Genomic DNA, 22229 nt, shown 5'->3' on the forward strand with positions numbered 1-22229 from the left:
CGCCTTTGATGTCAGGCTATTTCCTTGTTTTTGGCTGACGCGGGAACGGGGCCGCGCAGCTCTTCATAGTGATCGAATTGTAGTTTGACCCAACCGGTCCCGCGGGTAGCACTGGCAAGTGTGCGGTGCAGTTCATCCTCGGCCACGGCGGGGAGGGTCGCGTTGAAGATTTCCCAGCCTGAAGCGTTGGGGTTGCCTTCAAACCCAAGAACCTGCCCCTGCAGCGAGCTGATCGTCGGGACAAGATCGCCGACAAAGGTTGAGGGCAGATGGATTTCGGCGTTCAGGATAGGTTGCAGGACGACGGGCTTCGCCTCGGGTAGCGCTTCGCGCACGGCATTCTTGCCAGCGGTGCGGAAAGCATAGTCGGAACTGTCCACGTTATGGTGTTTGCCGTCGCTGAGTGTCACCTTGACGTCCACAACTGGGAAGCCTTCAGGCCCTTCGATCAATGCGTCTTTGGCCCCGTGTTCAACCGAAGGAATGTAATTCCGGGGTACGGCCCCACCTTTCACCACTTCCTCGAACTGGAACCCCGAGCCGCGCGGCAGCGGAGCGATGGATATGACCACATCGGCAAACTGCCCCGCACCGCCGGATTGCTTGCGGTGGCGATGGCGATGATCGACCTTTGTGCGAATGGTTTCGCGATAGGCGGTTCCGGCGACCTCGGCCTCGATCTCGATGCCAAAATCCTCGGCGAGTTTGGCGGTCACGCGCCGCATATGCTGCGGACCTTGTGAGCCCAGAATGGAATGACCGCTCAGCTCGTCTTGCTCCAGATGCAGGCCGGGGTCGATCTCAACCAGTCGGGTCAACGCATTCGACAGGCGCACGTCGTCTCGCTCATGCGCAGGTGATACGACCTGACGATGCGCGGCAGGATGGGATGAGGCCCATTCCGGCAACGGCGTTGCCGCCGCGCTGTCATAGATGAAGCCAGGATTAAGGTGGTCGGATTTGACAGCAAGGCCAACATGTCCGGCTTCAAGCGCGCTGATCTGTGTCTTGGCGTCCAAGGTTGTCAGATTTCCAACAGTTTCGCCACCAAGGGATTCATGTGCTTTCACGCCGTCGCCCAGACCGCGCAAAACGGTGATCTTGCCGATATGCTTCTTCACATCCGCAAAGCCGGCAATGGCACGGGCGTTTTCTTCGGCCTCATCCCGGTCAGCTGCAATGTTGAATTCCGGCGCTTCATGGCGCAGTGCTTTCATCAAACGGGTCAGACCGTTGCCATGGCTCGCTGCACCCAGACAAGCCGGGATCAGCTGATGGTTCTGCAAAACCTGTGCAGCCAGCTCGTAGACCTCCTCGCTGGGGGGCTGTTTGTCCTCGATCAGTTGCTCCAGCAGATTGTCATCGAAATCCGATAGGGTCTCCAACAACTCGGTGCGTGCTTCCTGTTCGCGGTCTTCCGCTGATTGCGGTAGCTCGATCAGGGCCGAGGGCTGCCCCTCCTGATACTTCCAGGCGCGCTCTGAGATCAGATCGACTGCGCCGATAATGGTGTCTCCGTCCCGGATCGGCACCTGCCGCAGAGCGATGTGGTGGGTGCAATAGGTCTGCAGTGCAGCAACGATGTCGCGGATGCGACCGTTGGGGCTGTCCATGCGGTTGATGAATAAAAAACAGGGAATGCCGGCCTCTTCGACCAACCTTAGATACGGGGCACACAGAACGGCAGCATCGGGGTCAGGTGGGACAACCACAACTGCTGCGTCCGAGATCGCCATGGCCGGGCCGACATAGGCCAGCGCATCGCCGCCTCCGTCTACGTCCACAGCGCACCACGGTTCGTTTAAATAAGAAAAACCGTGCAGATGCACGGTTCCGGCAACATCGAATGTGGTGGGCCGCCCGTCGAGGCGGCTGATCGCTTCGACCAAGGTGGATTTGCCCGATTGGCTGGGGCCGAGGACGGTGAAAACGCGCATGAGTGCTGTCCCTCTTTCAGGTTGCAGTATGGCTGCACGAAAAGGGCTGTCGAACGCATGCGCGTCGGCAAGAACTGTCTGCGTTTGCCTGCCTCAGGCTGTGAAGAGGTGGGTCTCTCCACCCCTTGAGTGTGGAGAAAACCGAAGGCATGCGTCAAGCCCCCGTGCCGGTTTGTAAGGGAAGGTCGCGAAAAACGACCTGCCGAAGAGTGTTCAGATCGCGGAACTATGCCCAGCCTTACTCAGATCATACGTGTCAAAGCTGCGCGCGATCATGCGGGTCAGCGCACGTGCTTCGGGCGGTATGAACAATCCGTTTTCATCCACGCGTAGCAACCCGTCGAAGGCCGCGTTTGCCGTTGCGTACATTTGCTGCAGTTCCGCAGTTGAAATGTCATAATCGCGCAGAATCTCGGCCGAGTTGATCTGAAAATCGCACATCAATGCTTCGATCAGACGAGACCGTAGAACATCCTGATCTTTGAACAAATGCCCGCGCGACGTCGAGAACCGCCCTTCGCGTATGGCCTTCGTATGAGCCGAGGTTGCCGGTGCGTTCTGCGCATATCCTTGCGGGAAGCGTGAGATCGAGCTGGCACCCAAGCCAATCAGAATAGGAGCTTGATCGTCTGTATAGCCCTGGAAATTTCGTTTTAGGCGACCCGCGCGCAACGCGTGGGTCAGTCCATCGTCCTGCGTTGCAAAGTGGTCGATCCCGATCTCGGCATAATTGTCCCATAGGAACAGTCGCCGGGCGGTTTCAAAAAGTTCCAGTCGCTGTTCCGGTGTGGGCAGGGCATCTGATGGAATCAACTGCTGGCGCTTGGCCATCCACGGCACATGCGCGTAGCCATAGAGTGCGACCCGGTCAGGGTTCAGCGACAACAGCTTTTGCACACTTTCGGTCATGCGTGCCTTGGTCTGGTGGGGCAGGCCATAAAGGATGTCCGCATTCAGGCTGGATATACCACGCGCTCGGATCATCTCGGCAGCTTCGCGGGTGGTGTCATAGCTTTGAATGCGACCGATGGTTTTCTGGATTTCGTCGTCAAAATCCTGAACGCCGATCGATGCGCGGTTCATCCCGGCTTCGGCCAGTGCATCCAGCCGAGCTTCGTCGATCTCATTCGGATCGATCTCGACGGAAAACTCGGCGTCTGGGCCTAAAGGCACAATCTCAAGGATTCGCGCGGCCAGATCCCGCATCAGGTCTGCATTCAACAGCGTCGGCGTACCGCCGCCCCAGTGTAGCCGCGACAATTTAACACCCTCTGGCAGGCGTGCCGCCAGCAGGTCCAGCTCGGCCTTTAGCACGTCGACATAGGCAATGACCGGGTTATCAGTCTGGGTGCCTTGTGTCCGGCAGGCGCAAAACCAGCACAGCCGACGGCAGAAGGGTACGTGGATGTAAAGCGAGATTGAACTGCCCGGAGCAATCCCGGAAATCCAGTCGCTAAACAGATCGGCCCCAACGTCATTGCTGAAGTGGGGTGCGGTGGGATAGCTTGTGTAACGCGGTACTTTCGCGTCAAAAAGTCCAAGCCGTGCCAGTTGAGGTTTCAGTGTCATAAAGATATGACTATAGCTGGAGGGCCCAGGGTACTTTGACCGAAATCAAATGGAAGCGCGAATGACACTCAAGGCCCAATTCGACCACACCAATTGCGCAGAATGCCCGATCCGGCATCGTGCGGTGTGCGCGCATTGCGAAAAGGACGAGCTGGAAGAGCTTGAGAACATCAAGTACTACCGCAGCTTTGAGGCGGGGCAGACGATCATCTGGTCCGGCGATCCGATGAATTTTGTCGGCTCGGTCGTGTCGGGAATCGCGTCTTTGACACAGACGATGGAGGATGGGCGCAGGCAAATGGTCGGCCTGCTGCTGCCTAGTGATTTCGTGGGTCGCCCTGGACGAGACAACGCGCCTTATGACGTGGTTGCAACCACCGATCTGATGATGTGCTGTTTCCGCAAAAAGCCGTTCGAAGACATGATGATCACAACGCCGCACATCTCGCAGCGTCTGCTGGAAATGACGCTGGACGAATTGGATGCGGCCCGTGAGTGGATGCTGGTGCTTGGGCGCAAGACGGCGCGGGAAAAGATTGCCAGCCTGCTTTCGATCATCGCGCGCCGGGACGCATCGATTCATCAAGCCGGAATGGTAGCTCCGATTGTCTTTGACCTGCCACTGACGCGCGAGGCGATGGCCGACTATCTTGGGCTGACCCTGGAAACTGTCAGCCGGCAGATTTCCGCCTTGAAGAAAGATCAGGTCATTACTCTGGAAGGTAAACGCCATGTAACAATCCCCGATATGGGGCGCCTAATGGAAGAGGCGGGCGACGATACCGATGGCGGATTTCTGGTCTGATGCCTCAGCCCGCCGCCCTCGAACAATTGGGAGTCCCTTATGGAATTTAGCGGTTTACTCGCCATGCTGTTCATCGGCGCGATAGCTGGCTGGCTGTCGGGAAAAATCATGGAAGGGCGTGGGTTCGGCCTGATCGGGAATATTATAGTCGGGATTGTCGGTGCGTTTCTGGCGGGCACGATCTTTCCCGCCCTGGGCTTTGCGGTTGGCGGAGGGCTCATCTCTTCGATCTTCTTTGCCACTATCGGCGCGGTGATCCTGCTGTTCCTGATCGGCCTGATCCGCAAGACATAAAGCCGCACCAGAGACGGGCGGCTTTTGCGTTTGTTGGCGTCGTCAGTGAGCCAGAAACACGGGGATTTCTGATTGCTCCAGCATATTGCGGGTCGCACCGCCCAAAATGGCCTCGCGAAAGCGCGAATGGCCATAGGCCCCCATAACGATCATATCGGCCTCGGTATCGGCAGCGTGGCGATTGAGGATGTCTGAGACGCGCGTCATGGTCTTGCTGAGCACGTCGATTTCGCACTTCACCCCATGTCGTGCCAGCATCTGAGATAGCAGACCGCCCGGGTCCGATCGATCCGGCCCATGACGCGGTGGATCAATCACAACAATCCGTGTGAGTTCGGCCTGCTTCAAGAATGGCAACGCGCGACGGATGGCGCGCATCGCTTCGACGCTTTCGTTCCAGCCCACCATGACGGTTTTAGGGGCCGAAATCGGTTTGTTATCATCGGGCACTAACAGCACCGGCGAATGGCCTTCGAACATGGCGGCCTCGACGATGGGTTCAGCTTCTGCGTCGCGGTCTTTTCCATAAGGTCGCGGCAATACCACGAGATCCGAAAAGCGCGCGCGACGTGCGACATGTCGCCCGAGATCAGCGATCTGAGCTACCCCGTTTTCAGCGGACCAGCGCACGCCCGACTTACCCAGATAATCCTGAGCGTAGGCGAGTATCTCGTCCGCCTCGGCATTGGCGCGGCTCAGGGTCTCCTGCAGGATCAAAGCGTTTGCACCGGCATAATAATAACCGGTCTGACTGCGATCGACGCCAAGACACAACGCTTCGACATGGGCGTCCTGCCCTTCTGCCAATGCCACCATTTGTGCCAGTGCGTTCTGAGAAAGCTTGGTTTCCGTCATGACCGTAAGAAGAGATTTAAATGCCATGTCGACCTCATGTTTCCGGCGCTGTCCGTTGCCAGCGCGTGTCTGTTTCTGCAAAATACCTCTCACAGAAAACAGGGGCTTGTCTTGATGCAGATCAAAGCGTCAAAGGCGACCTCGCTGCATTACAGCATGCAGTCAAAAAGGTTTCGCGTGACACGAAGAATCGCGCGAGGCATGGCAAAGGGACGCAATATGTCAAATTACATCAAGCTGATCGTGCTTGGGCTGGTGGTGCTGTTCGCAGCCATCGGCTCTAACTACGCACGGGATTTGGCGTATCAGGTGCACGCAATTCTGGTGATGTTGATCGCCGGCGGTCTGTTCATCTGGACGCTTAGAAACACGGAAGAGCCAGATATCCTCGTCGACCGCTCTGGTGAGTATATGGATGACGTGATCCGCTACGGCGTGATCGCAACCGCATTCTGGGGGGTAGTCGGGTTCCTGGCGGGGACTTTTATTGCGTTCCAGCTAGCCTTTCCGGCGCTGAACTTCGAATGGGCGCAGGGCTATCTTAATTTCGGGCGTCTGCGGCCGTTACATACATCGGCGGTTATCTTTGCCTTTGGCGGTAACGCGTTGATCGCAACTTCGTTCTATGTCGTACAGCGCACCAGCGCTGCGCGACTTTGGGGTGGAAACCTGGCATGGTTCGTGTTCTGGGGCTATCAGCTGTTCATCGTGCTTGCGGCAACCGGTTATATACTTGGTGGAACGCAGTCGAAAGAATATGCCGAACCTGAATGGTACGTTGACCTGTGGCTGACCGTTGTCTGGGTTGCCTATCTGGCTGTTTATCTGGGCACGATCATCAAGCGGAAAGAGCCGCACATCTACGTGGCAAACTGGTTCTATCTGGCCTTTATCGTGACTGTCGCCATGCTGCACCTGGTCAACAACATGACCATCCCGGTCAGCATCTGGGGATCGAAATCGGTCATCGTCTGGTCTGGTGTTCAGGATGCCATGATCCAGTGGTGGTATGGCCACAACGCCGTGGGCTTCTTCCTGACTGCCGGTTTCCTGGGTATGATGTACTACTTCATCCCGAAACAGGCTGAGCGTCCAGTATTCAGCTACAAGCTGTCGATCATCCACTTCTGGGCGCTGATCTTCCTGTATATCTGGGCCGGCCCGCACCACCTGCACTATACCGCGCTGCCTGATTGGGCCTCGACCCTTGGCATGGTATTCTCGGTGATCCTATGGATGCCTTCGTGGGGTGGTATGATAAACGGTCTGATGACCCTGTCGGGTGCATGGGACAAACTACGCACTGACCCAGTGATCCGGATGATGGTGATTTCGGTCGGCTTTTACGGCATGTCCACGTTCGAGGGTCCGATGATGTCGATCCGCGCTGTGAACAGCCTCAGCCACTATACCGACTGGACTATCGGTCACGTACACTCGGGCGCGCTGGGCTGGAACGGTATGATCACCTTTGGTGCTCTTTACTTCCTAGTCCCTGTTCTGTGGAAGCGTGAGCGCCTGTACTCGCTGCAGCTGGTCAGCTGGCACTTCTGGCTCGCCACCATTGGCATCGTTCTCTACGCGGCGTCGATGTGGGTCACCGGTATCATGGAAGGCCTGATGTGGCGTGAAGTGGACGCCAATGGCTTCTTGGTGAATTCGTTCGCTGACACCGTTGCCGCGAAGTTCCCGATGTATGTGGTGCGTGCGCTGGGTGGCGTGATGTTCGTCGCTGGCTCGCTGATCATGTGCTACAACCTGTGGATGACTGTACGGAAAGCGCCGGCCAAAGAGGCCAGCCTGACCGTCGCGGTCCCGGCTGAATAAGGAGGGCTGGAGCAATGGCAATTCTCGACAAACACAAGATCCTCGAGACCAACGCGACCCTCCTGCTGATCTTCAGCTTTCTGGTCGTGACCATCGGTGGCATCGTACAGATCGCGCCCCTGTTCTATCTTGAGAACACCATCGAGAAGGTGGAGGGCATGCGCCCTTACACCCCTCTCGAACTGGCGGGGCGTGAGGTTTATCTGCGCGAAGGCTGCTATGTTTGCCACAGCCAGATGATCCGCCCGATGCGGGATGAGGTTGAACGTTATGGCCACTACTCGCTGGCGGCTGAATCCATGTATGATCATCCGTTCCAATGGGGGTCCAAACGCACCGGGCCGGATATTGCCCGCGTCGGTGGCCGGTATTCGGATCAATGGCAGGTGGACCACCTGCGCGATCCACAATCGGTGGTGCCGGAATCGGTGATGCCGAAATACGGCTTCCTTGAGGATCGTAAGCTAGACGGCAAGTATATCGGTGACATCATGGCGGCAAATGCCGTGGTCGGCACCCCGTATACCGACGAGATGCTTGAACAGGCGCAGGCCGATTTTCGGGCGCAGGCCGATCCGGACAGCGATTATGATGGATTGTTGGAACGCTATGGCGACAAGGTCAATGTGCGTAACTTTGACGGTCAGCCCGAGCTGACTGAAATGGATGCGTTGGTTGCTTACCTCCAGATGCTGGGCACGCTGGTCGATTTCTCGACCTTCACCCCGGACGCAAGCCGTTAAAGGAGGGTGTGATGGAACTATACACAATTCTAAGGCAGTTCGCGGATAGCTGGATGTTGCTGCTCCTGTTCTCGTTTTTTATTGGCATCATCATCTGGGTTTTCCGCCCTGGTGCCAGCAAGGAATACAAGGACACCGCCAACATCCCGTTCCGGCACGCTGATGCCCCAGCGCCCCGTCGGGGCGACGACAAACCCGCCACATCCAAGGAGGCGCGGCAATGAGTAAGACACCTGAAAAACAGCCGGGCGATCCTAACACCACGGGTCACAGCTGGGACGGAATCGAGGAATTCGATAATCCGATGCCACGCTGGTGGCTTTGGACCTTTTACGCGACCATCATTTGGGGCGTGATCTACACGATCATGTACCCCGCATGGCCCTTGGTTCAATCGGCAACCGCCGGTGTGCTGGGTTGGTCCTCGCGCGAGCTGGTGCAGCAGGAAATGGTCGCGTTCGAAGAAGCGAATGCGCCGTGGAATGCCAAGTTGGTGGAAACACCGCTGGAAGAAATCTCGGCCGACGCAGAGCTGCAACAATACGCAGTTAACTCTGGTGGCGCTGTGTTCCGAACCTGGTGTGCGCAGTGCCACGGATCGGGCGCGCAGGGTGCGCCGGGTTTCCCGAACCTGCTGGATGATGCCTGGCTGTGGGGCGGCTCGCTTGAGGATATCGAGTACACCATCGCCTATGGCATCCGGAACGAGGAAAGCGACGACGCGCGCTATTCCGAGATGCCGGCCTTTGGTGAGATCCTCGAAAAGGATGAGATCACGCAAGTGGTTCAATACGTCATGTCCCTGACTAACGCCCAGACCGATGACGCGGCGGCGCAGGCAGGCAAGGTTGTGTTCGAAGACAATTGCGCGGCTTGCCACGGTGATGACGGCAAAGGCGACGTTTCCCAGGGCGCGCCGAATCTGACCGATGCGATCTGGCTTTACGGCGGCAGCCAAGAGGCCCTGACCGAGACGGTCACCTACAGCCGCTTTGGTGTGATGCCCCCGTGGGAGAATCGCCTGACCGACGCGCAGATTCGCGCTGTCACGGCCTATGTCCACCAGTTGGGTGGCGGTCAGTAAGGGTTAAAAGAACACCTCCGGGCGGTCTCCCGCCCGAAGGTCTAGGCACCGGCTGTTCCATCTGTTCGCGCGTTTCCAGAACAGCCGGTGCCGATTTTCAAACAATAGGGCTGCAATCTCTGCCGGTCCAGATACGGCATTCAAACCAGTATCAAAGATCGTTCAGATTTACATCGCGCGGGTTTTCTCTCCACCAATGATGTTCGGGCAGCCAGCGCCGCTTGCGACGGCCCGGCTTTGGCGCATCGTAGATGTGAGGCGTATTGATGCGTGTCGCGTTCAAAAAAGATCTGGCGAATACGGTCAGCATGGTTTCCCTCCTGTGCAGAGTTGTTTCTGAGCTTTAAGATTGACCTTTCGCACGCCGAATGCGACTCAATTACCATTTCAATGTGTAAGTAGGGTTTACATATGGACTGGCTATCACTGCCGCCGTTGGCCTCTCTCAGGGCCTTTGCAGCCTTCGCTGAGAAGCGAAGTGTTGTCGAGGCCGGTGCTGCGCTCAATGTTAGCCACGCTGCAATCAGCCAGCAGCTTCGCGCGCTCGAGAAACATCTGGGCGCGGCTCTGCTGGACCGAACGGGCAAAGCGCTGACACTTACCGCGGAAGGTGAGCATCTGGCCCGTGCCCTGCAGCTTGGATTTGGTGCGATCGAGGCTGCTGTGGGTGATCTGGCTCGCTCGGCTCAGGACCGCCCGGTTCATGTGTCGCTGACGTCTTCCTTCGCTGCATCTTGGCTGATGCCGCGACTGCCGAGTTTCCGCGCGACGCATCCCGACGTAAACCTGATCCTCGATCCAACCTTTGAGGTGGTCGAGCTGCAACCGGGTGGGGTGGATGTGGCAATCCGTTATGGCGCTGGCGGTTGGCCAGGGGTGGAGTGTGAGATGTTGTTGCAGACGCCGATGGTCATCGTCGCCTCACCCACACTATTGGGTAACAAGACCGATTGGTCCCCGGCAGAACTTGCGCAGTTGCCGTGGCTTGAGGAAATTGGCACGACTGAGGGGACAAAATGGCTGACTGAGCGAGGTGCCGGACCCGAACGCGGCGCGGGGCGTACGCAGCTTCCCGGTAACCTGCTGCTGGATGGTTTGCGGTCTGGGCAAGGGGTCACCGTCACTGTGCGACAATTCGTCGAAGCGGACATTAAAGCGGGCCGCATCGTCGAACTGTTTGCCGAGCCGGATACGCGCGGGTATCATATAGTTACGCAAAAACAAGCTCTTAGGCGATCCGTGAAAACCTTCATCAACTGGCTGAGGCGCGAAGCGCGAAGCCAGCAGTAATTCACGCGTCTAAAGGTGTCTGCACGATGCGCGTTTTGACCCATGTCAAAGTCCCTTGCCTCGTGATCTGGAAGAACACACACTCAGAATAGCCAGTTGCGGAGCCAGCCTGTGAGCGATTCCAATCCCACCCCCAGTCTCTACGCCGCCAGAGAGCCGATTTTCCCGAGACGTGTGTCCGGCCCGTTTCGCAAATTGAAATGGATCATCATGGCGGTGACGCTGGGCATTTACTATGTGATGCCTTGGATCAGGTGGGATCGCGGTCCAAGCCTTCCGGATCAGGCCGTTCTTCTGGATCTGGCGAACCGCCGCTTCTATTTCTTCTGGATCGAGATTTGGCCGCACGAGTTCTATTTTGTCGCTGGGCTGCTGATCATGGCGGGTTTGGGTTTGTTCCTGTTCACCTCGGCGCTTGGGCGGGTCTGGTGCGGGTATGCCTGCCCGCAGACGGTTTGGACGGACCTGTATATCCTTGTAGAGCGCTGGATCGAGGGCGATCGTAATGCGCGCCTGCGTCTGCACAGGCAGAAAAAGCTGGATTTCCGCAAGGCGCGGCTGCGCCTGACCAAGTGGGTCGCTTGGTTCTTCATCGGGCTCGCAACTGGTGGCGCCTGGGTTTTCTATTTTGCGGATGCACCAATTCTGGCGCGTGATCTGGTCACCGGAAACGCGCATCCAGTGGCCTATACGACGATGCTGATTCTGACCGGCACCACGTTTTTCTTCGGTGGCTTTGCACGCGAACAAATCTGCATCTATGCCTGCCCATGGCCGCGCATACAGGCCGCGATGATGGACGAGGACACCCTCGTCGTCGGATATCGCGAATGGCGGGGTGAACCACGCGGCAAAGGCAAACGTACGGCTGACAGCGAGCTGGGCGATTGCATCGATTGTATGGCTTGCGTCAATGTCTGCCCGGTAGGGATCGACATTCGAGACGGTCAGCAACTGGAATGCATTACCTGTGCGCTTTGCATCGACGCCTGCGATGACATGATGGCCAAGATAGGCAAGCCCCGTGGTCTGATCGATTATATGGCGCTGAGTGATGAGGCCCGCGAACGCGAAGGTCAGCCACCCAAAAACGTTTGGAAACACATCCTGCGTCCGCGCACGATCCTGTACACGGCGCTATGGTCACTGGTCGGATTTGCACTGCTCTTTGCGCTGTTTATTCGTTCGGATATCGATTTGACGGTTGCGCCGGTGCGGAATCCGACTTTCGTTACCCTTTCAGATGGCACGATCCGTAACACCTATGATGTACGCCTGCGCAACAAACATGGCGAGGATCGGCCATTCAAACTGACGATTGCGGGCGATCCATCGCTGCAGATTGAAATCGAAGGTGTTGAAGGCGAGACTGTTAATGTCACTGCAGATACGGCACAATTGACCCGCGTCTATATCACCGCTCCGCAGGGTACTGCCCCTGCGGCGGCTGACAGCACCTCGGTTCGCATCTGGGTCGAAGATCTGGAAAGTGGTGAGCGGGCCTACAAGGATACCAGTTTCAACGGACGAGGAAGCTGAGAATGGCAGAACGTCAATTCACAGGCAAACACGCATTGGCGGTATTTGTCGCGGCCTTTGGCGTGATCATCACGGTGAACCTCGTCTTGGCTTATAGTGCAATCAAGACCTTTCCGGGGCTTGAGGTGAAGAACTCTTATGTAGCCAGCCAGGAGTTCAATGAACGTTTGAAGGAACAGCAGGCCTTGGGTTGGAATATCAAGGCCGAGCTGACCGGAGGGCTGCTGGTGCTATACATAACCGATCAGACCGGTTCCCCTGTTGAAGTGGCAGATCTGCAGGCCGTGGTGGGGCGCGCCACCCATGTGAAGGAAGACTTCTCGCCGGACTTTACTTTTGATGGCATCGCCTATGCCGCTCCGGCTGCCCTGGGCAAAGGGAACTGGAACATTCGCCTTGTGGCCAAAGCAAAAGATGGTGCCGAGTTCGCGCAACGTGTGCCCCTGTATGTGAAAGGTTAGAGATGGTTGCGCAAGCCACCCCATCTCGGGCAGCCTGTCCTGGCTGCATCGCAGCCCCGGCAGAAGCGGCGCGGCCAATCCCAGAGGATGTGCAGATCGCGCTGTCGCTGCCGGGCATCCACTGCTCGGCCTGCATCTCTACGGTCGAGCGTGAGTTGAATGCCCATCCCGGCGTTGAAGACGCGCGGGTCAATCTCACGCTGAAACGCGCGATGATCAAGGCGGCACCGGATACGCGCGCCGCCGATCTGATCCCGGTGCTGGAGCGCGCTGGCTTTGAAGCCCACGAACTGGATCCGGGTGCGCTTTCGGCTACGCAAACCGATAAGGCCGGGCGCGATCTGCTGATGCGGTTGGCAGTGGCGGGTTTTGCTTCGATGAACGTGATGCTGTTATCGGTGTCGGTCTGGTCCGGCGCCACCGATGCGACGCGCGACATGTTCCATTGGATATCGGCGGCGATTGCGCTGCCTGCAATCGCATTCTCGGCCCAGCCTTTCTTTTCCAACGCCTGGAGCGCGCTGCGCGTACGCCGGTTGAATATGGATGTGCCGATTGTTTTGGCGATACTGCTGGCTCTGGTCACGTCGCTTTGGGAAACTGCACTCAGCGGTGAACATGCTTATTTCGACGCGGCTTTGACCCTGACATTCTTCCTGCTAGCGGGCAGGTATTTGGACTATCGCACCCGTGCCGCGGCACGTTCGGCTGCCGAAGAACTAACCGCGCTGGAGGTCCCGCGCGCCATCCGGCTCGTGGATGGGACCGAAGCGGAAGTGGCGGTGGCGAGCCTTAACGTGGGTGATCTGATTCTGGTTCGCCCCGGAGGGCGCATGCCAGTGGATGGCGAAATCATCTCGGGCCAGTCCGAGTTGGACCGGTCGCTGCTGACCGGGGAAACCCTCCCGGTCTTTGTCGAGGCCGGGCTGAACGTCAGTGCAGGTGAGGTTAACCTGACCGGCCCTCTGACCATCCGTGCGACGGCAGTCGGGGAAGATACCTCGCTGCACCGTATGGCGGATCTGGTAGCCATCGCTGAATCGGGCCGGTCACGGTATACCTCGCTGGCAGACAAGGCGGCCAAGCTTTATGCGCCGGGGGTACATATACTCTCCGCGCTCAGCTTCTTAGGATGGTATATTTATTCGGGCGATATCCGGACGGCGCTGAATATCGCTGCGGCGGTTTTGATCATCACATGTCCCTGCGCGCTGGGCTTGGCAGTGCCGGCGGTAACCACTGCAGCATCAGGCCGATTGTTCCGCAGTGGCATGCTGATCAAACACGCGACCGCGTTAGAACGGTTGGCCGAAGTGGATACGGTGGTGTTCGACAAGACCGGAACCCTCACATCCGGTGCGCCTGAGTTGACCAACCTTGGTGATCATTCGCGTAGCGATTTGCAAGTGGCTCTGGCATTGGCCGAAGCGTCTTCGCACCCCTTGTCTCTTGCCCTTGCAAAGGCTGCGCGTGAAGCCGGGATCAAGCCTGCCAAGTTGCACGATGTTGTTGAGGTGCCGGGATATGGCACTGAGGGCGTTTACCGTGATCAGCAGGTCCGGCTGGGTCGAGCGGCCTGGGTCGGCGGCGAAGATGGTGAGCAGACCGCAGCCTGGCTCGCAATCGGATCGCGGACGCCATCGCGCTTTACTTTTACCGACAGTCTGCGCGCAGGCGCTGCCGAGGCGGTCGCGGCTTTCCGTGCGGCAGGCAAAGACGTCATCCTGATTTCGGGCGATACGCAAGGCGCGGTTCAGGCCTTGGCGGGCAAGCTTGGCATTGAGAACTGGATCGCCCAGGCCTTGCCTCAAGACAAAGCCGCCAAGGTGCAGGAGCTGAGTGATCAAGGTCGGCACGTTCTGATGGTCGGCGATGGGCTGAACGATACGGCGGCATTGGCGGCGGCGCATGTCTCGATTTCTCCGGCCAGCGCCTTGGATGCCGCGCGGGTGGCGTCGGATATCGTGCTACTGGGCAATGATCTGTCCCCGATCGCTGAGGCTTGCGATACAGCCGTCAGGGCGACGCGTCGGATTCGCGAGAATTTCCGGATCGCCACTGTCTATAACATCATCGCGGTCCCGCTGGCCGTTGCCGGGTTGGCGACACCCCTTATTGCGGCATTGGCGATGTCGACCTCGTCGATTACTGTTTCGCTGAACGCCTTGCGGCTGAGGTAACTCTGATGGAAGTGCTTGCCTATCTGATCCCGATTTCCCTGCTTTTGGGCGGGGTTGGCTTGGTTGCGTTTATCTACACGGTCCGCTCGAACCAGTATGAGGATCCGGAAGGCGATGCGCGCCGTATCCTAAGCGACGAATGGGATGACAAGCCCAAGCCCTGACAGAGGCGTCAACAGCCCTTGAAATTGCCGCAATGCCCGGCTATGTCCGGCCCATCCGCTAGAAGAGAGATTGTAGCCTCATGGCAACCTTAAACCCGATCCAGTTCATTCAGCAGGTCCGCGCCGAAGTCGCAAAGGTCGTCTGGCCGACCCGTCGTGAGGTTCTGTTGACCACGGTCATGGTGTTCATAATGGCGGCGCTGACGGCTGTGTTCTTTGCGCTGGTTGATCTGGGCATTCGCGGCGGTCTGCAACTGGTACTCGGCGCGTTTAGCTAAGCCGGTTTGGGCAAGCCGAAACGCGACTGCCCCCTTGCACAGCTTGCGATGTCAGAGTAGGTGACATGACTATTCGGAATGGGCGTGCGGCAGAATCGGGCTGCGCGCCGCTTTTTATTCCGGGTGACGCAATAGGATTTCAACGAAGGGCGCGATGCGTCGCAGCCCAAAGGCAAACAAGGACGACAGGTTCATGGCGAAACGGTGGTATTCGGTCAGCGTTCTTTCGAATTTCGAAAAGAAGATCGCAGAGCAGATCCGCACGTCGGTGGCTGAGCAGGGCCTTGAAGACGATATCGACGAGGTTCTGGTGCCCACCGAAGAGGTGATCGAAGTGCGCCGGGGCAAGAAGGTCACCACCGAACGCCGCTTTATGCCGGGTTACGTGCTGGTACACATGGAAATGTCGGATCAGGGCTATCACCTGATCAACTCGATCAATCGCGTTACCGGCTTCCTGGGCCCCCAGGGCCGCCCGATGCCGATGCGCGATGCCGAGGTGAACCAGATCCTCAACCGCGTTCAGGAAGGTGAAGAAGCGCCCAAGCTGATGATCAGCTTCGAGGTCGGCGAGAAGGTCAAGGTCAACGACGGCCCGTTCGAGGATTTCGACGGCATGGTCGAAGGTGTGGACGACGAGAACCAGAAACTGAAAGTTTCGGTTTCGATCTTTGGCCGCGAAACACCGGTCGAGCTGGACTTTACGCAGGTCACAAAGCAGAGCTGATTGGTTTCCATCGAACCATCGTTTGGGGTGCCTTATGGGCACCCTTTTTACGTTTGGGGCGTGCTTATCTGCCAGACAGTTTGATCCGCACCAAAACCTTTAAGTGATACAGTTCCGACCGGTTCGCAGAGTGTCGGGAGAAATGCTGCGGCTGTATCCGAAAGGACATGGTCGCAATCCAAGTCTGTGGCCGCCGCTACAAGTCTAGCCGCCAAATTGACGTCTGGACCGATGGCCGTGAAATCCAGCCGATCCCCGCCACCTACATTGCCATAGTGGAAACGACCGTGATGAATTGCAGTGCGCACGCCAAGCTTATGCTGGAAATCGGCCTCGGCCAGCGACGCCACACCCTCGCGCACCGCTGCGATGGCGGCCTGAATCTGCACCTTTGGCGGAAGATCCGTGCTGGTAGGGAAGATGGCAAAAAAGCCGTCGCCCATGAACTTCAGAATCTCTCCGCCGTGGTCCATGACCGACGGGACAAGGCAATCAAACGTGTCATTCAGCAGCCGGACCAGCGTATCGCCGGAAACCGAATTCGAAAGGCGGGTAAATCCCTTGAGATCCGCAAACAGGATAACGGCCTCGATTTTGCTGCCATCACCGCGATGTACTTTACCGTCCAGAATGTGGGCGCCACTGTTACGGCCGACATAGGTCGACAGCAGGTAGGTCGCGTCGAGCCGCAGCATATAGGTTTCGGTCAGGCGGGCGAGCGGACCGCGAACCCGGTTCAGGATCGCCAGATCACTCTCTGAAAACCCACCGGGCGTGGCACTTGACCAGGTGCAGACATGGGTATCGCCGTTGAGATAGATCAGCGGTTGCGCCAGGTAATCGGTGAAGCCCTGCTCGCGCAATTCGCCAACAATGATGTAATCCTCGGGGCAGTTGGGATCTTCCAGATGGCGGCGGACGGGTTGCTGACGCTCAATCACATGCGGAAGGGGGTTATCGGTGTAGATCGCCTCGGTGAACAATTGAGACGGCGCGTCGACACGATCAACGCCAGCGCCCGCTTTCCACAGGAAACGTCGACCCATCAGATTGGGATGCAGCGTCCAGATGAACAAACCGAACCGATCGATGGCCACACCGGCATCCAGCAGACGAGTACAGATACCTTCGATGATATCGACCGCATTTCCAGCTGGGCGGGCACCGTCAACCATCCACTCGATCAGAGCGTCGATCTTGTCATGTTTTGAGATCGGTTCCGGTGGGGTCGGCATAATGGCACCCTCAATATAGAACGCCGCGATGCAAACAGACACCGCGGCGTTATTTGTATCAGCCTCGCAGTGGCTGAAGCGACTTAGTGCGCGACTTACTGCGCTTGAACCATAGCGGCTCGCAACAGTTGCGGGCGGTCGGTCTGGGATGGCAGGAAGACGGCCTGCGAACCGGCATCCAGCGCCGAAAGGCTCGCATCGTACCACTGCATCGCAAGATCGCGACGCTGTTGCACACCAAAGCCTTCGCGCAGATGGTGGCCGATCAACTCTCCATAGGCAGGCTCACCCATCGCGACTAGCATCAATGCGGAACCGACTGCCGTGTCCATGTTGTCCTGACGGTAGCCCATCGACAGACAGACTTTGCTTGTCGCGGCAAGATCAGCGGGGCTGAGGCCCGAGTCCAGCGCAAGCTTGCGTACCTGGGTTTCAGCTTCTGCCTTCGAGCTGATCGACAGCGCATCAACTTGCGGTGCCAACATTTCACCGTACGAGTCGCATTGTGCGCTCACCTGATCCGGCGTCAGCCCCTGGATATCCGCCATCAGATCTTCGCCACGCGCCATTGCATAGCTGCGAGCAAGGCAGAACTGTTCGCTGAGGGCAAAATCGGCATCCGTCATATTTGACAGTGTCGTGTAGCCCCCGTTGGTCGAGGTCTGCAGCATCACCCCGCTACACCGATTGGCCAGCGATGGGCCGCCGGTCCCGCCGGAAAACAGGCTTGGCAGGCTGGCAGAGGCTGTTTCAGTTGTATTGGCCTCGGGCTCTGGTTCCTGAGCTTGAGGAACCACAACCGGAATCGTGGTTGCTGGGGCTTGTGCTGGTGCCTGAGGGGCAGCAGCCAGGGCAGAGCCGGTTTGTATCTGCCGACGGTATTCCATCAAAAGCGGTTGGCCTGCGAGTTGGGTTGTCGTCTGACCGCCGCTTGTCGCCCAGTAATAGGCCTGCATCAGGAAGTCGCGCTGATAGGGCTGGAAGTCATAGCCATTCACGGGGTAGCCCATCGAGACCTGATAGCGTTCGATCGCAGACCGCGTGCCACGACCGACCTGACCATCAACGCGACCGGCGTTGTAGCCGAAATAGTTGAGCGCGGTCTGGGTTTGCGCCCCTTGTGTGGTCGACGGAATTCCGGGGCGATAAGTGCGTGTTGTTGTTGACCTCGTCCGGGCCTGCTGCTTTCTCTGCTGATCCCGGCCGATAGCGTAGCCGATGACGCCACCAACCACAGCACCGCCCAGTATCTCGCCAGCATCGGCCCGCGCGGTCTGAGGAGAAAACGCCGCAAATGACAGCGCGATGCCAACTGTTATTAATAAACGAATGATCATAATTAACCTCCACCAAAAATACTAATTTCGTCGAGTATAGCACAGCTGCGAGTATTGAGGTGATGGGGGTGGCGAAAACCCGACCATCCCGCAACCACCGCCTAGATTCTGCATTGATATTAATTTCTTAAGAGTTGTCAGTCGCACCTTGTTAGTAACGATCTGTACGCCGTGAGCGTATGAGACCCACTTGGGGGCTTGATTCGATGTGTGAGAGCAGGGCAGGCCACTTGCCAACCCCGCCGTTCCGCTGTAAGTGCCGCCCCTATCGTCTTCGGGCGAGATTCTCTCGTGGGAGGTTGCTGGGATCGCGATCCCGGATCGGACCACGCAACATAGTCTGGGTGAAACGCGTTTCACCTAAGTTGAAAGGAAAACCAAATGGCCAAGAAGCTTGCTGGTACAATGAAGCTGCAGGTTCCTGCAGGTCAGGCGAACCCGTCGCCGCCAGTTGGTCCGGCGCTGGGTCAGCGCGGCATCAACATCATGGAATTCTGCAAGGCGTTCAACGCCAAGACCGCAGACATGGAGCCTGGCGCTCCGTGCCCGACCGTGATCACCTACTATCAGGACAAGTCCTTCACCATGGACATCAAGACGCCGCCCGCGTCTTACTACCTGAAAAAAGCGGCTGGTCTGAAGCCGGTTGGCAAGCGTAACCGTCCTCGTGGTGCGGAAAACCCAGGTCGTGAGACCGTGGCAACCGTAACCTCGAAGCAGGTTCGTGAAATCGCCGAAGCCAAAATGAAAGATCTGAACGCCAACGACGTCGAAGGCGCAATGCAGATCATCCTGGGCTCGGCCCGCTCAATGGGCATCGAGGTGAAGTAAAATGGCAAAACTCGGTAAACGTACCCGCGCTGCGCGCGAAGCTGTCGCTGGCAAGGAAAACCTGTCGGTCGAAGAAGCCGTTTCCCTGGTCAAAGGCAATGCGACCTCGAAATTCGACGAGACCATCGAGATCGCTCTGAACCTTGGCGTCGACACTCGTCACGCAGACCAGATGGTTCGCGGCGTTGTTGGCCTGCCGAACGGTACCGGCAAAGCGATGCGCGTTGCTGTATTTGCTCGTGGCCCCAAGGCAGACGAAGCGAAAGAAGCGGGCGCAGATATCGTTGGCGCGGAAGACCTGATGGAAACCATTCAGGGCGGCACCATCGAATTTGATCGCTGCATTGCAACCCCGGACATGATGCCGATCGTCGGTCGTTTGGGTAAAGTTCTGGGCCCCCGCAACCTGATGCCGAACCCCAAAGTTGGCACCGTGACTATGGACGTGAAAGCGGCTGTGGAAGCAGCAAAAGGTGGTGAAGTTCAGTTCAAGGCGGAAAAAGGCGGCGTTGTGCACGCCGGCGTTGGCAAAGCGTCCTTCGACGAAGCCAAGCTGGTCGAAAACGTCCGTGCCTTCATCTCGGCTGTTGCGAAGGCCAAACCGTCGGGTGCCAAAGGCACCTATATGAAGAAAATCGCGCTGAGCTCGACCATGGGCCCGGGTGTGACTTTGGACGTGGCGGCTGCTGCGGGCGAATAAGCCTTAGCGTTTAGCTTTGAGAACTTGATCCCGGGTAGTGAGAACTGCCCGGGATTTTTATTGCGCACCACATGAGAAACAGGCTGTAGCTGTGTGATAGCGCGGTTGCTTGCACCTCAATTGAAATCTTGAAGTTTTGCCAATTTCAAACCCGGTTACAGCTAAGCTGACTAAAAAGCAGCGATACGCACAAACATAGATTCACTGCTTCAGCAGCGGTGGCTAAAGAAGCGATTGAACTAGGGGGTGCGGTCTGACACAGTTCCCCCATTGCCGTGTAGTAGCTGTTCGAGAATACCCATCAATGAACCAAAATATTCGTCAGAAATCACTTCCAGAAGATCGACGCGCCTTTTGGGACCAGTTTTATGCGAAATCGGCAGGGTCATGGGAGCTTACCTTGCCGTCGCAATTCGCAGCGTTTGTGGCAAATGAGATTGATCGGCAGTCACATGTCATTGACGTAGGGTGTGGGAATGCCCGTGACAGTTTTTTCTTTTCACGACACGGGTTCAAAGTGACCGGCATGGATGCGTCTGAGGCAGCGATTGCGTCAGCGCAAAAGCATGCACAAAAGCAGGGCGGCGACGATCTTGAATTTGTTCAGACCAATCTCGAAGATGGATTGATTGAGCGTGTGTTGTCCGAGCGACGATCTGAAATCGTTTGCGTTTATGCTCGGTTCTTTTTGCATGCGATCACAGATGATGAAGAAGATGCTCTGATCCGGGCGCTGCGGAGCGAGTGCAGGCCTGGCGATGTCGTAGCGTTCGAATATCGAACGTTGGCGGACCGAGCCACAACGAAAATTGCGGCGCCGCATTTCCGGCGATACGTAAGTGCGACGGATCTGGATTCAAAAATGGAAGCCTCAGAATTCCGAAAGTGTTATGGCGTCGAAGGCAGTGGTTTCGCAAAATATAAAACAGAAGATGCGATCGTCGCCCGCGCGATCTATGAAAAAACACAATGACAGAAGAAGAGTTAATCAAGGAGCTTGCCTCACTTCGAGAGCATGTTTTCACCCATGCTGCGGCACAAACTGCACTACCACGGCCTCGTAAAACGCGCTTGGCTGTCAATTCGCTAAAGGAACCAATAAAGCGCTTGGAAAACCAGGCGCTATTTGATGACTGGGAAGAGACCTATATCCTTCTTTGCTGCCATGGGAGAACAAAGCCTGCCCGGACGCACGGTAGGCTAAAGCATATGGAGACTCGCTATGCGGATCAGGGCAAAGAGGCGCGCTTTGCCTCGTTCTTTGAGCGGGTGAAGCAGACGCTATACCCCGATTTCATTACACCGCATGGCTATAACAGAACATTCGGGGAAAAGACTGGCGATGATATCTTTTCAAAACTTGACGCCGAGCTTGAACCCGTAATCCGTTTAGGAAAGCCGATCATGCTGTACGCTGGCGCATTGTTGGGTCATGTTCGCGAGGGTGGATTGATCGGTCACGATGACGATGTCGATTTTGCGGTGTATTTGGGTGAGTCCACGCTTGAAGGCGTCGCAAAAAAATGGGCTGATTATCAGCGAAAGTTGCTGGACAGCGATTGCTTGGATGACAATTCGCTGAAAAACAGCATTCCTATCTTCAAAGTCAAAAATAACTTGGGTATTGATATCGATCTGTTTCCGGCTTGGACGGAAAACGGGCGCTTTAGCGTGTATCCGTACTCACTTGATGATCTGCCGGAAAGCGCGATTTTCCCACTCAAATCGCTTAACGGTGGTGAAATCATGCTGCCACAGGACGCGCCTGCATTGCTGGCCCAAAGTTACGGTAACAATTGGCGGATACCGGACCCGCTTTTTCATTTCCATTGGCGACGGGCGCGCCGTAAGTTTGCACCTTTGTGTCAGCGCGACTTTAGTATCGGTTGAAAGCGCCGCGCCATAGGCCCTCAAGTTGCAATCACATTTGTGCCAAGGGGGTAAGTCAGGGGTATGCCTGACCAGATCAATGTAGGGATATGCGCTTTGTCGCGGGAGGGGTGAGGCTATGGTTTGTGCGCAGCGGATTCTGCAAGCCTTAATGTCGGCTTGTTTCCCAATAACCAAGAGGTCTCAGAACATTTCCAGCTATGTGGCTTCCTCTGCGCAGAAGACGCGAGTCACCTAAATTTACCCCTTGGAAACCCGGCCCATCTGTCCTAAGTAGAGCCACGGAATAAAGCGTGCGATTCGTCGTGCGCTTTATTTTGTTTCGTCCAAGACGGTGGGTGGGTTCATCTGGCCCCTTAATTCCCTGCCTGAGACGGGTAAGACCAAAGAATTCTGAGGGTCACGATCCTCGGGCGCATTTTGGCCAATCCCGTAACAACGGACCTGAACGCCGGAGCGAAAGCTGCGGCAAATATGAGCCGG

Annotated in this window: 24 protein-coding genes; 17 read left to right on the forward strand and 7 right to left on the reverse strand. The window is 57.1% G+C overall.

What is annotated here, in order from left to right:
* Positions 1-11: 11 nt before the first annotated feature.
* On the reverse strand, positions 12-1937 hold the full coding sequence (locus AC1DFB_RS17710; protein WP_480921782.1) for an elongation factor G: 1926 nt from the start codon (positions 1935-1937) through the stop codon (positions 12-14).
* A 213-nt stretch (positions 1938-2150) separates the two neighbouring features.
* Positions 2151-3506: an oxygen-independent coproporphyrinogen III oxidase gene (gene hemN / locus AC1DFB_RS17715; RefSeq protein ID WP_170406528.1), complete on the reverse strand. Its 1356-nt coding sequence runs from the start codon at positions 3504-3506 to the stop codon at positions 2151-2153.
* A 61-nt stretch (positions 3507-3567) separates the two neighbouring features.
* Here hemN and fnrL point away from each other — a divergent pair, with 61 nt between their 5' ends.
* Both fnrL and AC1DFB_RS17725 read left to right on the forward strand, forming a co-directional pair.
* On the forward strand, positions 3568-4311 hold the full coding sequence (gene fnrL / locus AC1DFB_RS17720) for a transcriptional regulator FnrL (protein ID WP_170406526.1): 744 nt from the start codon (positions 3568-3570) through the stop codon (positions 4309-4311).
* 39 nt (positions 4312-4350) lie between these two features.
* A complete protein-coding gene (locus AC1DFB_RS17725; protein WP_170398637.1) occupies positions 4351-4605 on the forward strand; it encodes a GlsB/YeaQ/YmgE family stress response membrane protein in 255 nt (84 codons plus the stop codon).
* Between the two features lie 42 nt (positions 4606-4647).
* On the opposite strand, the gene AC1DFB_RS17730 is transcribed toward AC1DFB_RS17725, so the two are convergent.
* Positions 4648-5487 (reverse strand): universal stress protein, encoded by an 840-nt coding sequence (locus AC1DFB_RS17730; protein ID WP_170398633.1) that lies wholly within the window; start codon positions 5485-5487, stop codon positions 4648-4650.
* Between the two features lie 192 nt (positions 5488-5679).
* On the opposite strand from AC1DFB_RS17730, the gene ccoN reads away from it, so the two are divergent.
* From ccoN to ccoP, 4 genes are read left to right on the forward strand one after another with little or no spacing between them, the layout of a single operon-like run.
* On the forward strand, positions 5680-7287 hold the full coding sequence (ccoN, locus tag AC1DFB_RS17735) for a cytochrome-c oxidase, cbb3-type subunit I (RefSeq protein WP_170398630.1): 1608 nt from the start codon (positions 5680-5682) through the stop codon (positions 7285-7287).
* 14 nt (positions 7288-7301) lie between these two features.
* Positions 7302-8030 carry a cytochrome-c oxidase, cbb3-type subunit II gene (gene ccoO / locus AC1DFB_RS17740; RefSeq protein ID WP_170398627.1) on the forward strand — a complete coding sequence of 243 codons (729 nt, stop codon included), beginning with the start codon at positions 7302-7304 and terminating at the stop codon, positions 8028-8030.
* Between the two features lie 11 nt (positions 8031-8041).
* A complete protein-coding gene (locus AC1DFB_RS17745) occupies positions 8042-8254 on the forward strand; it encodes a cbb3-type cytochrome c oxidase subunit 3 (RefSeq protein ID WP_170398624.1) in 213 nt (70 codons plus the stop codon).
* Positions 8251-9114 (forward strand): cytochrome-c oxidase, cbb3-type subunit III, encoded by an 864-nt coding sequence (gene ccoP, locus AC1DFB_RS17750; RefSeq protein ID WP_170398621.1) that lies wholly within the window; start codon positions 8251-8253, stop codon positions 9112-9114. The genes AC1DFB_RS17745 and ccoP overlap by 4 nt, the downstream gene beginning before the upstream one ends.
* A gap of 151 nt (positions 9115-9265) precedes the next feature.
* On the opposite strand, the gene AC1DFB_RS17755 is transcribed toward ccoP, so the two are convergent.
* Positions 9266-9424: a hypothetical protein gene (locus tag AC1DFB_RS17755; protein WP_170398617.1), complete on the reverse strand. Its 159-nt coding sequence runs from the start codon at positions 9422-9424 to the stop codon at positions 9266-9268.
* 101 nt (positions 9425-9525) lie between these two features.
* On the opposite strand from AC1DFB_RS17755, the gene AC1DFB_RS17760 reads away from it, so the two are divergent.
* The 7 genes from AC1DFB_RS17760 to nusG all read left to right on the forward strand — a co-directional run bounded on the left by AC1DFB_RS17760 (position 9526) and on the right by nusG (position 15753).
* Positions 9526-10404 carry a LysR family transcriptional regulator gene (locus tag AC1DFB_RS17760; protein ID WP_480921783.1) on the forward strand — a complete coding sequence of 293 codons (879 nt, stop codon included), beginning with the start codon at positions 9526-9528 and terminating at the stop codon, positions 10402-10404.
* A 111-nt stretch (positions 10405-10515) separates the two neighbouring features.
* The gene (ccoG, locus tag AC1DFB_RS17765; RefSeq protein WP_480921784.1) at positions 10516-11943 is read left to right on the forward strand and encodes a cytochrome c oxidase accessory protein CcoG; all 1428 of its coding nucleotides are present in this window, start codon (positions 10516-10518) and stop codon (positions 11941-11943) included.
* A 2-nt stretch (positions 11944-11945) separates the two neighbouring features.
* Positions 11946-12404 carry a FixH family protein gene (locus AC1DFB_RS17770; RefSeq protein ID WP_170398607.1) on the forward strand — a complete coding sequence of 153 codons (459 nt, stop codon included), beginning with the start codon at positions 11946-11948 and terminating at the stop codon, positions 12402-12404.
* 2 nt (positions 12405-12406) lie between these two features.
* The gene (locus tag AC1DFB_RS17775) at positions 12407-14584 is read left to right on the forward strand and encodes a heavy metal translocating P-type ATPase (RefSeq protein ID WP_480921785.1); all 2178 of its coding nucleotides are present in this window, start codon (positions 12407-12409) and stop codon (positions 14582-14584) included.
* Between the two features lie 5 nt (positions 14585-14589).
* A complete protein-coding gene (ccoS, locus tag AC1DFB_RS17780; protein ID WP_074737762.1) occupies positions 14590-14748 on the forward strand; it encodes a cbb3-type cytochrome oxidase assembly protein CcoS in 159 nt (52 codons plus the stop codon).
* Positions 14749-14828: 80 nt separating this feature from the next.
* Positions 14829-15026 carry a preprotein translocase subunit SecE gene (gene secE / locus AC1DFB_RS17785; RefSeq protein WP_170398600.1) on the forward strand — a complete coding sequence of 66 codons (198 nt, stop codon included), beginning with the start codon at positions 14829-14831 and terminating at the stop codon, positions 15024-15026.
* A gap of 193 nt (positions 15027-15219) precedes the next feature.
* Entirely contained in the window at positions 15220-15753 is a 534-nt protein-coding gene (gene nusG, locus AC1DFB_RS17790; protein WP_152459924.1) for a transcription termination/antitermination protein NusG, read from the forward strand.
* Positions 15754-15800: 47 nt separating this feature from the next.
* Here nusG and AC1DFB_RS17795 read toward each other — a convergent pair whose 3' ends face one another.
* Positions 15801-16988 carry an adenylate/guanylate cyclase domain-containing protein gene (locus tag AC1DFB_RS17795; protein ID WP_480921786.1) on the reverse strand — a complete coding sequence of 396 codons (1188 nt, stop codon included), beginning with the start codon at positions 16986-16988 and terminating at the stop codon, positions 15801-15803.
* A 95-nt stretch (positions 16989-17083) separates the two neighbouring features.
* Positions 17084-18325 (reverse strand): peptidoglycan-binding domain-containing protein, encoded by a 1242-nt coding sequence (locus AC1DFB_RS17800; RefSeq protein WP_170406505.1) that lies wholly within the window; start codon positions 18323-18325, stop codon positions 17084-17086.
* A gap of 381 nt (positions 18326-18706) precedes the next feature.
* On the opposite strand from AC1DFB_RS17800, the gene rplK reads away from it, so the two are divergent.
* Positions 18707-19156 carry a 50S ribosomal protein L11 gene (gene rplK, locus AC1DFB_RS17805; RefSeq protein ID WP_010440985.1) on the forward strand — a complete coding sequence of 150 codons (450 nt, stop codon included), beginning with the start codon at positions 18707-18709 and terminating at the stop codon, positions 19154-19156.
* 1 nt (position 19157) lies between these two features.
* Positions 19158-19856 carry a 50S ribosomal protein L1 gene (rplA, locus tag AC1DFB_RS17810; protein WP_010440987.1) on the forward strand — a complete coding sequence of 233 codons (699 nt, stop codon included), beginning with the start codon at positions 19158-19160 and terminating at the stop codon, positions 19854-19856.
* A gap of 239 nt (positions 19857-20095) precedes the next feature.
* Here the strand turns inward: rplA and AC1DFB_RS17815 are convergent, their stop codons facing one another.
* A complete protein-coding gene (locus tag AC1DFB_RS17815; RefSeq protein WP_480439580.1) occupies positions 20096-20245 on the reverse strand; it encodes a hypothetical protein in 150 nt (49 codons plus the stop codon).
* Positions 20246-20256: 11 nt separating this feature from the next.
* Here AC1DFB_RS17815 and AC1DFB_RS17820 point away from each other — a divergent pair, with 11 nt between their 5' ends.
* Together AC1DFB_RS17820 and AC1DFB_RS17825 are read left to right on the forward strand one after the other, a co-directional pair.
* Positions 20257-20829, forward strand: a complete 573-nt coding sequence (locus AC1DFB_RS17820; protein ID WP_480593435.1) for a class I SAM-dependent methyltransferase — start codon at positions 20257-20259, stop codon at positions 20827-20829.
* Positions 20826-21746, forward strand: coding sequence for a LicD family protein (locus AC1DFB_RS17825; RefSeq protein WP_170406498.1), 921 nt, complete (start codon positions 20826-20828; stop codon positions 21744-21746). The genes AC1DFB_RS17820 and AC1DFB_RS17825 overlap by 4 nt, the downstream gene beginning before the upstream one ends.
* Positions 21747-22229: the final 483 nt, after the last annotated feature.

The sequence above is a fragment of the Ruegeria sp. S84 genome (genome assembly GCF_056583445.1).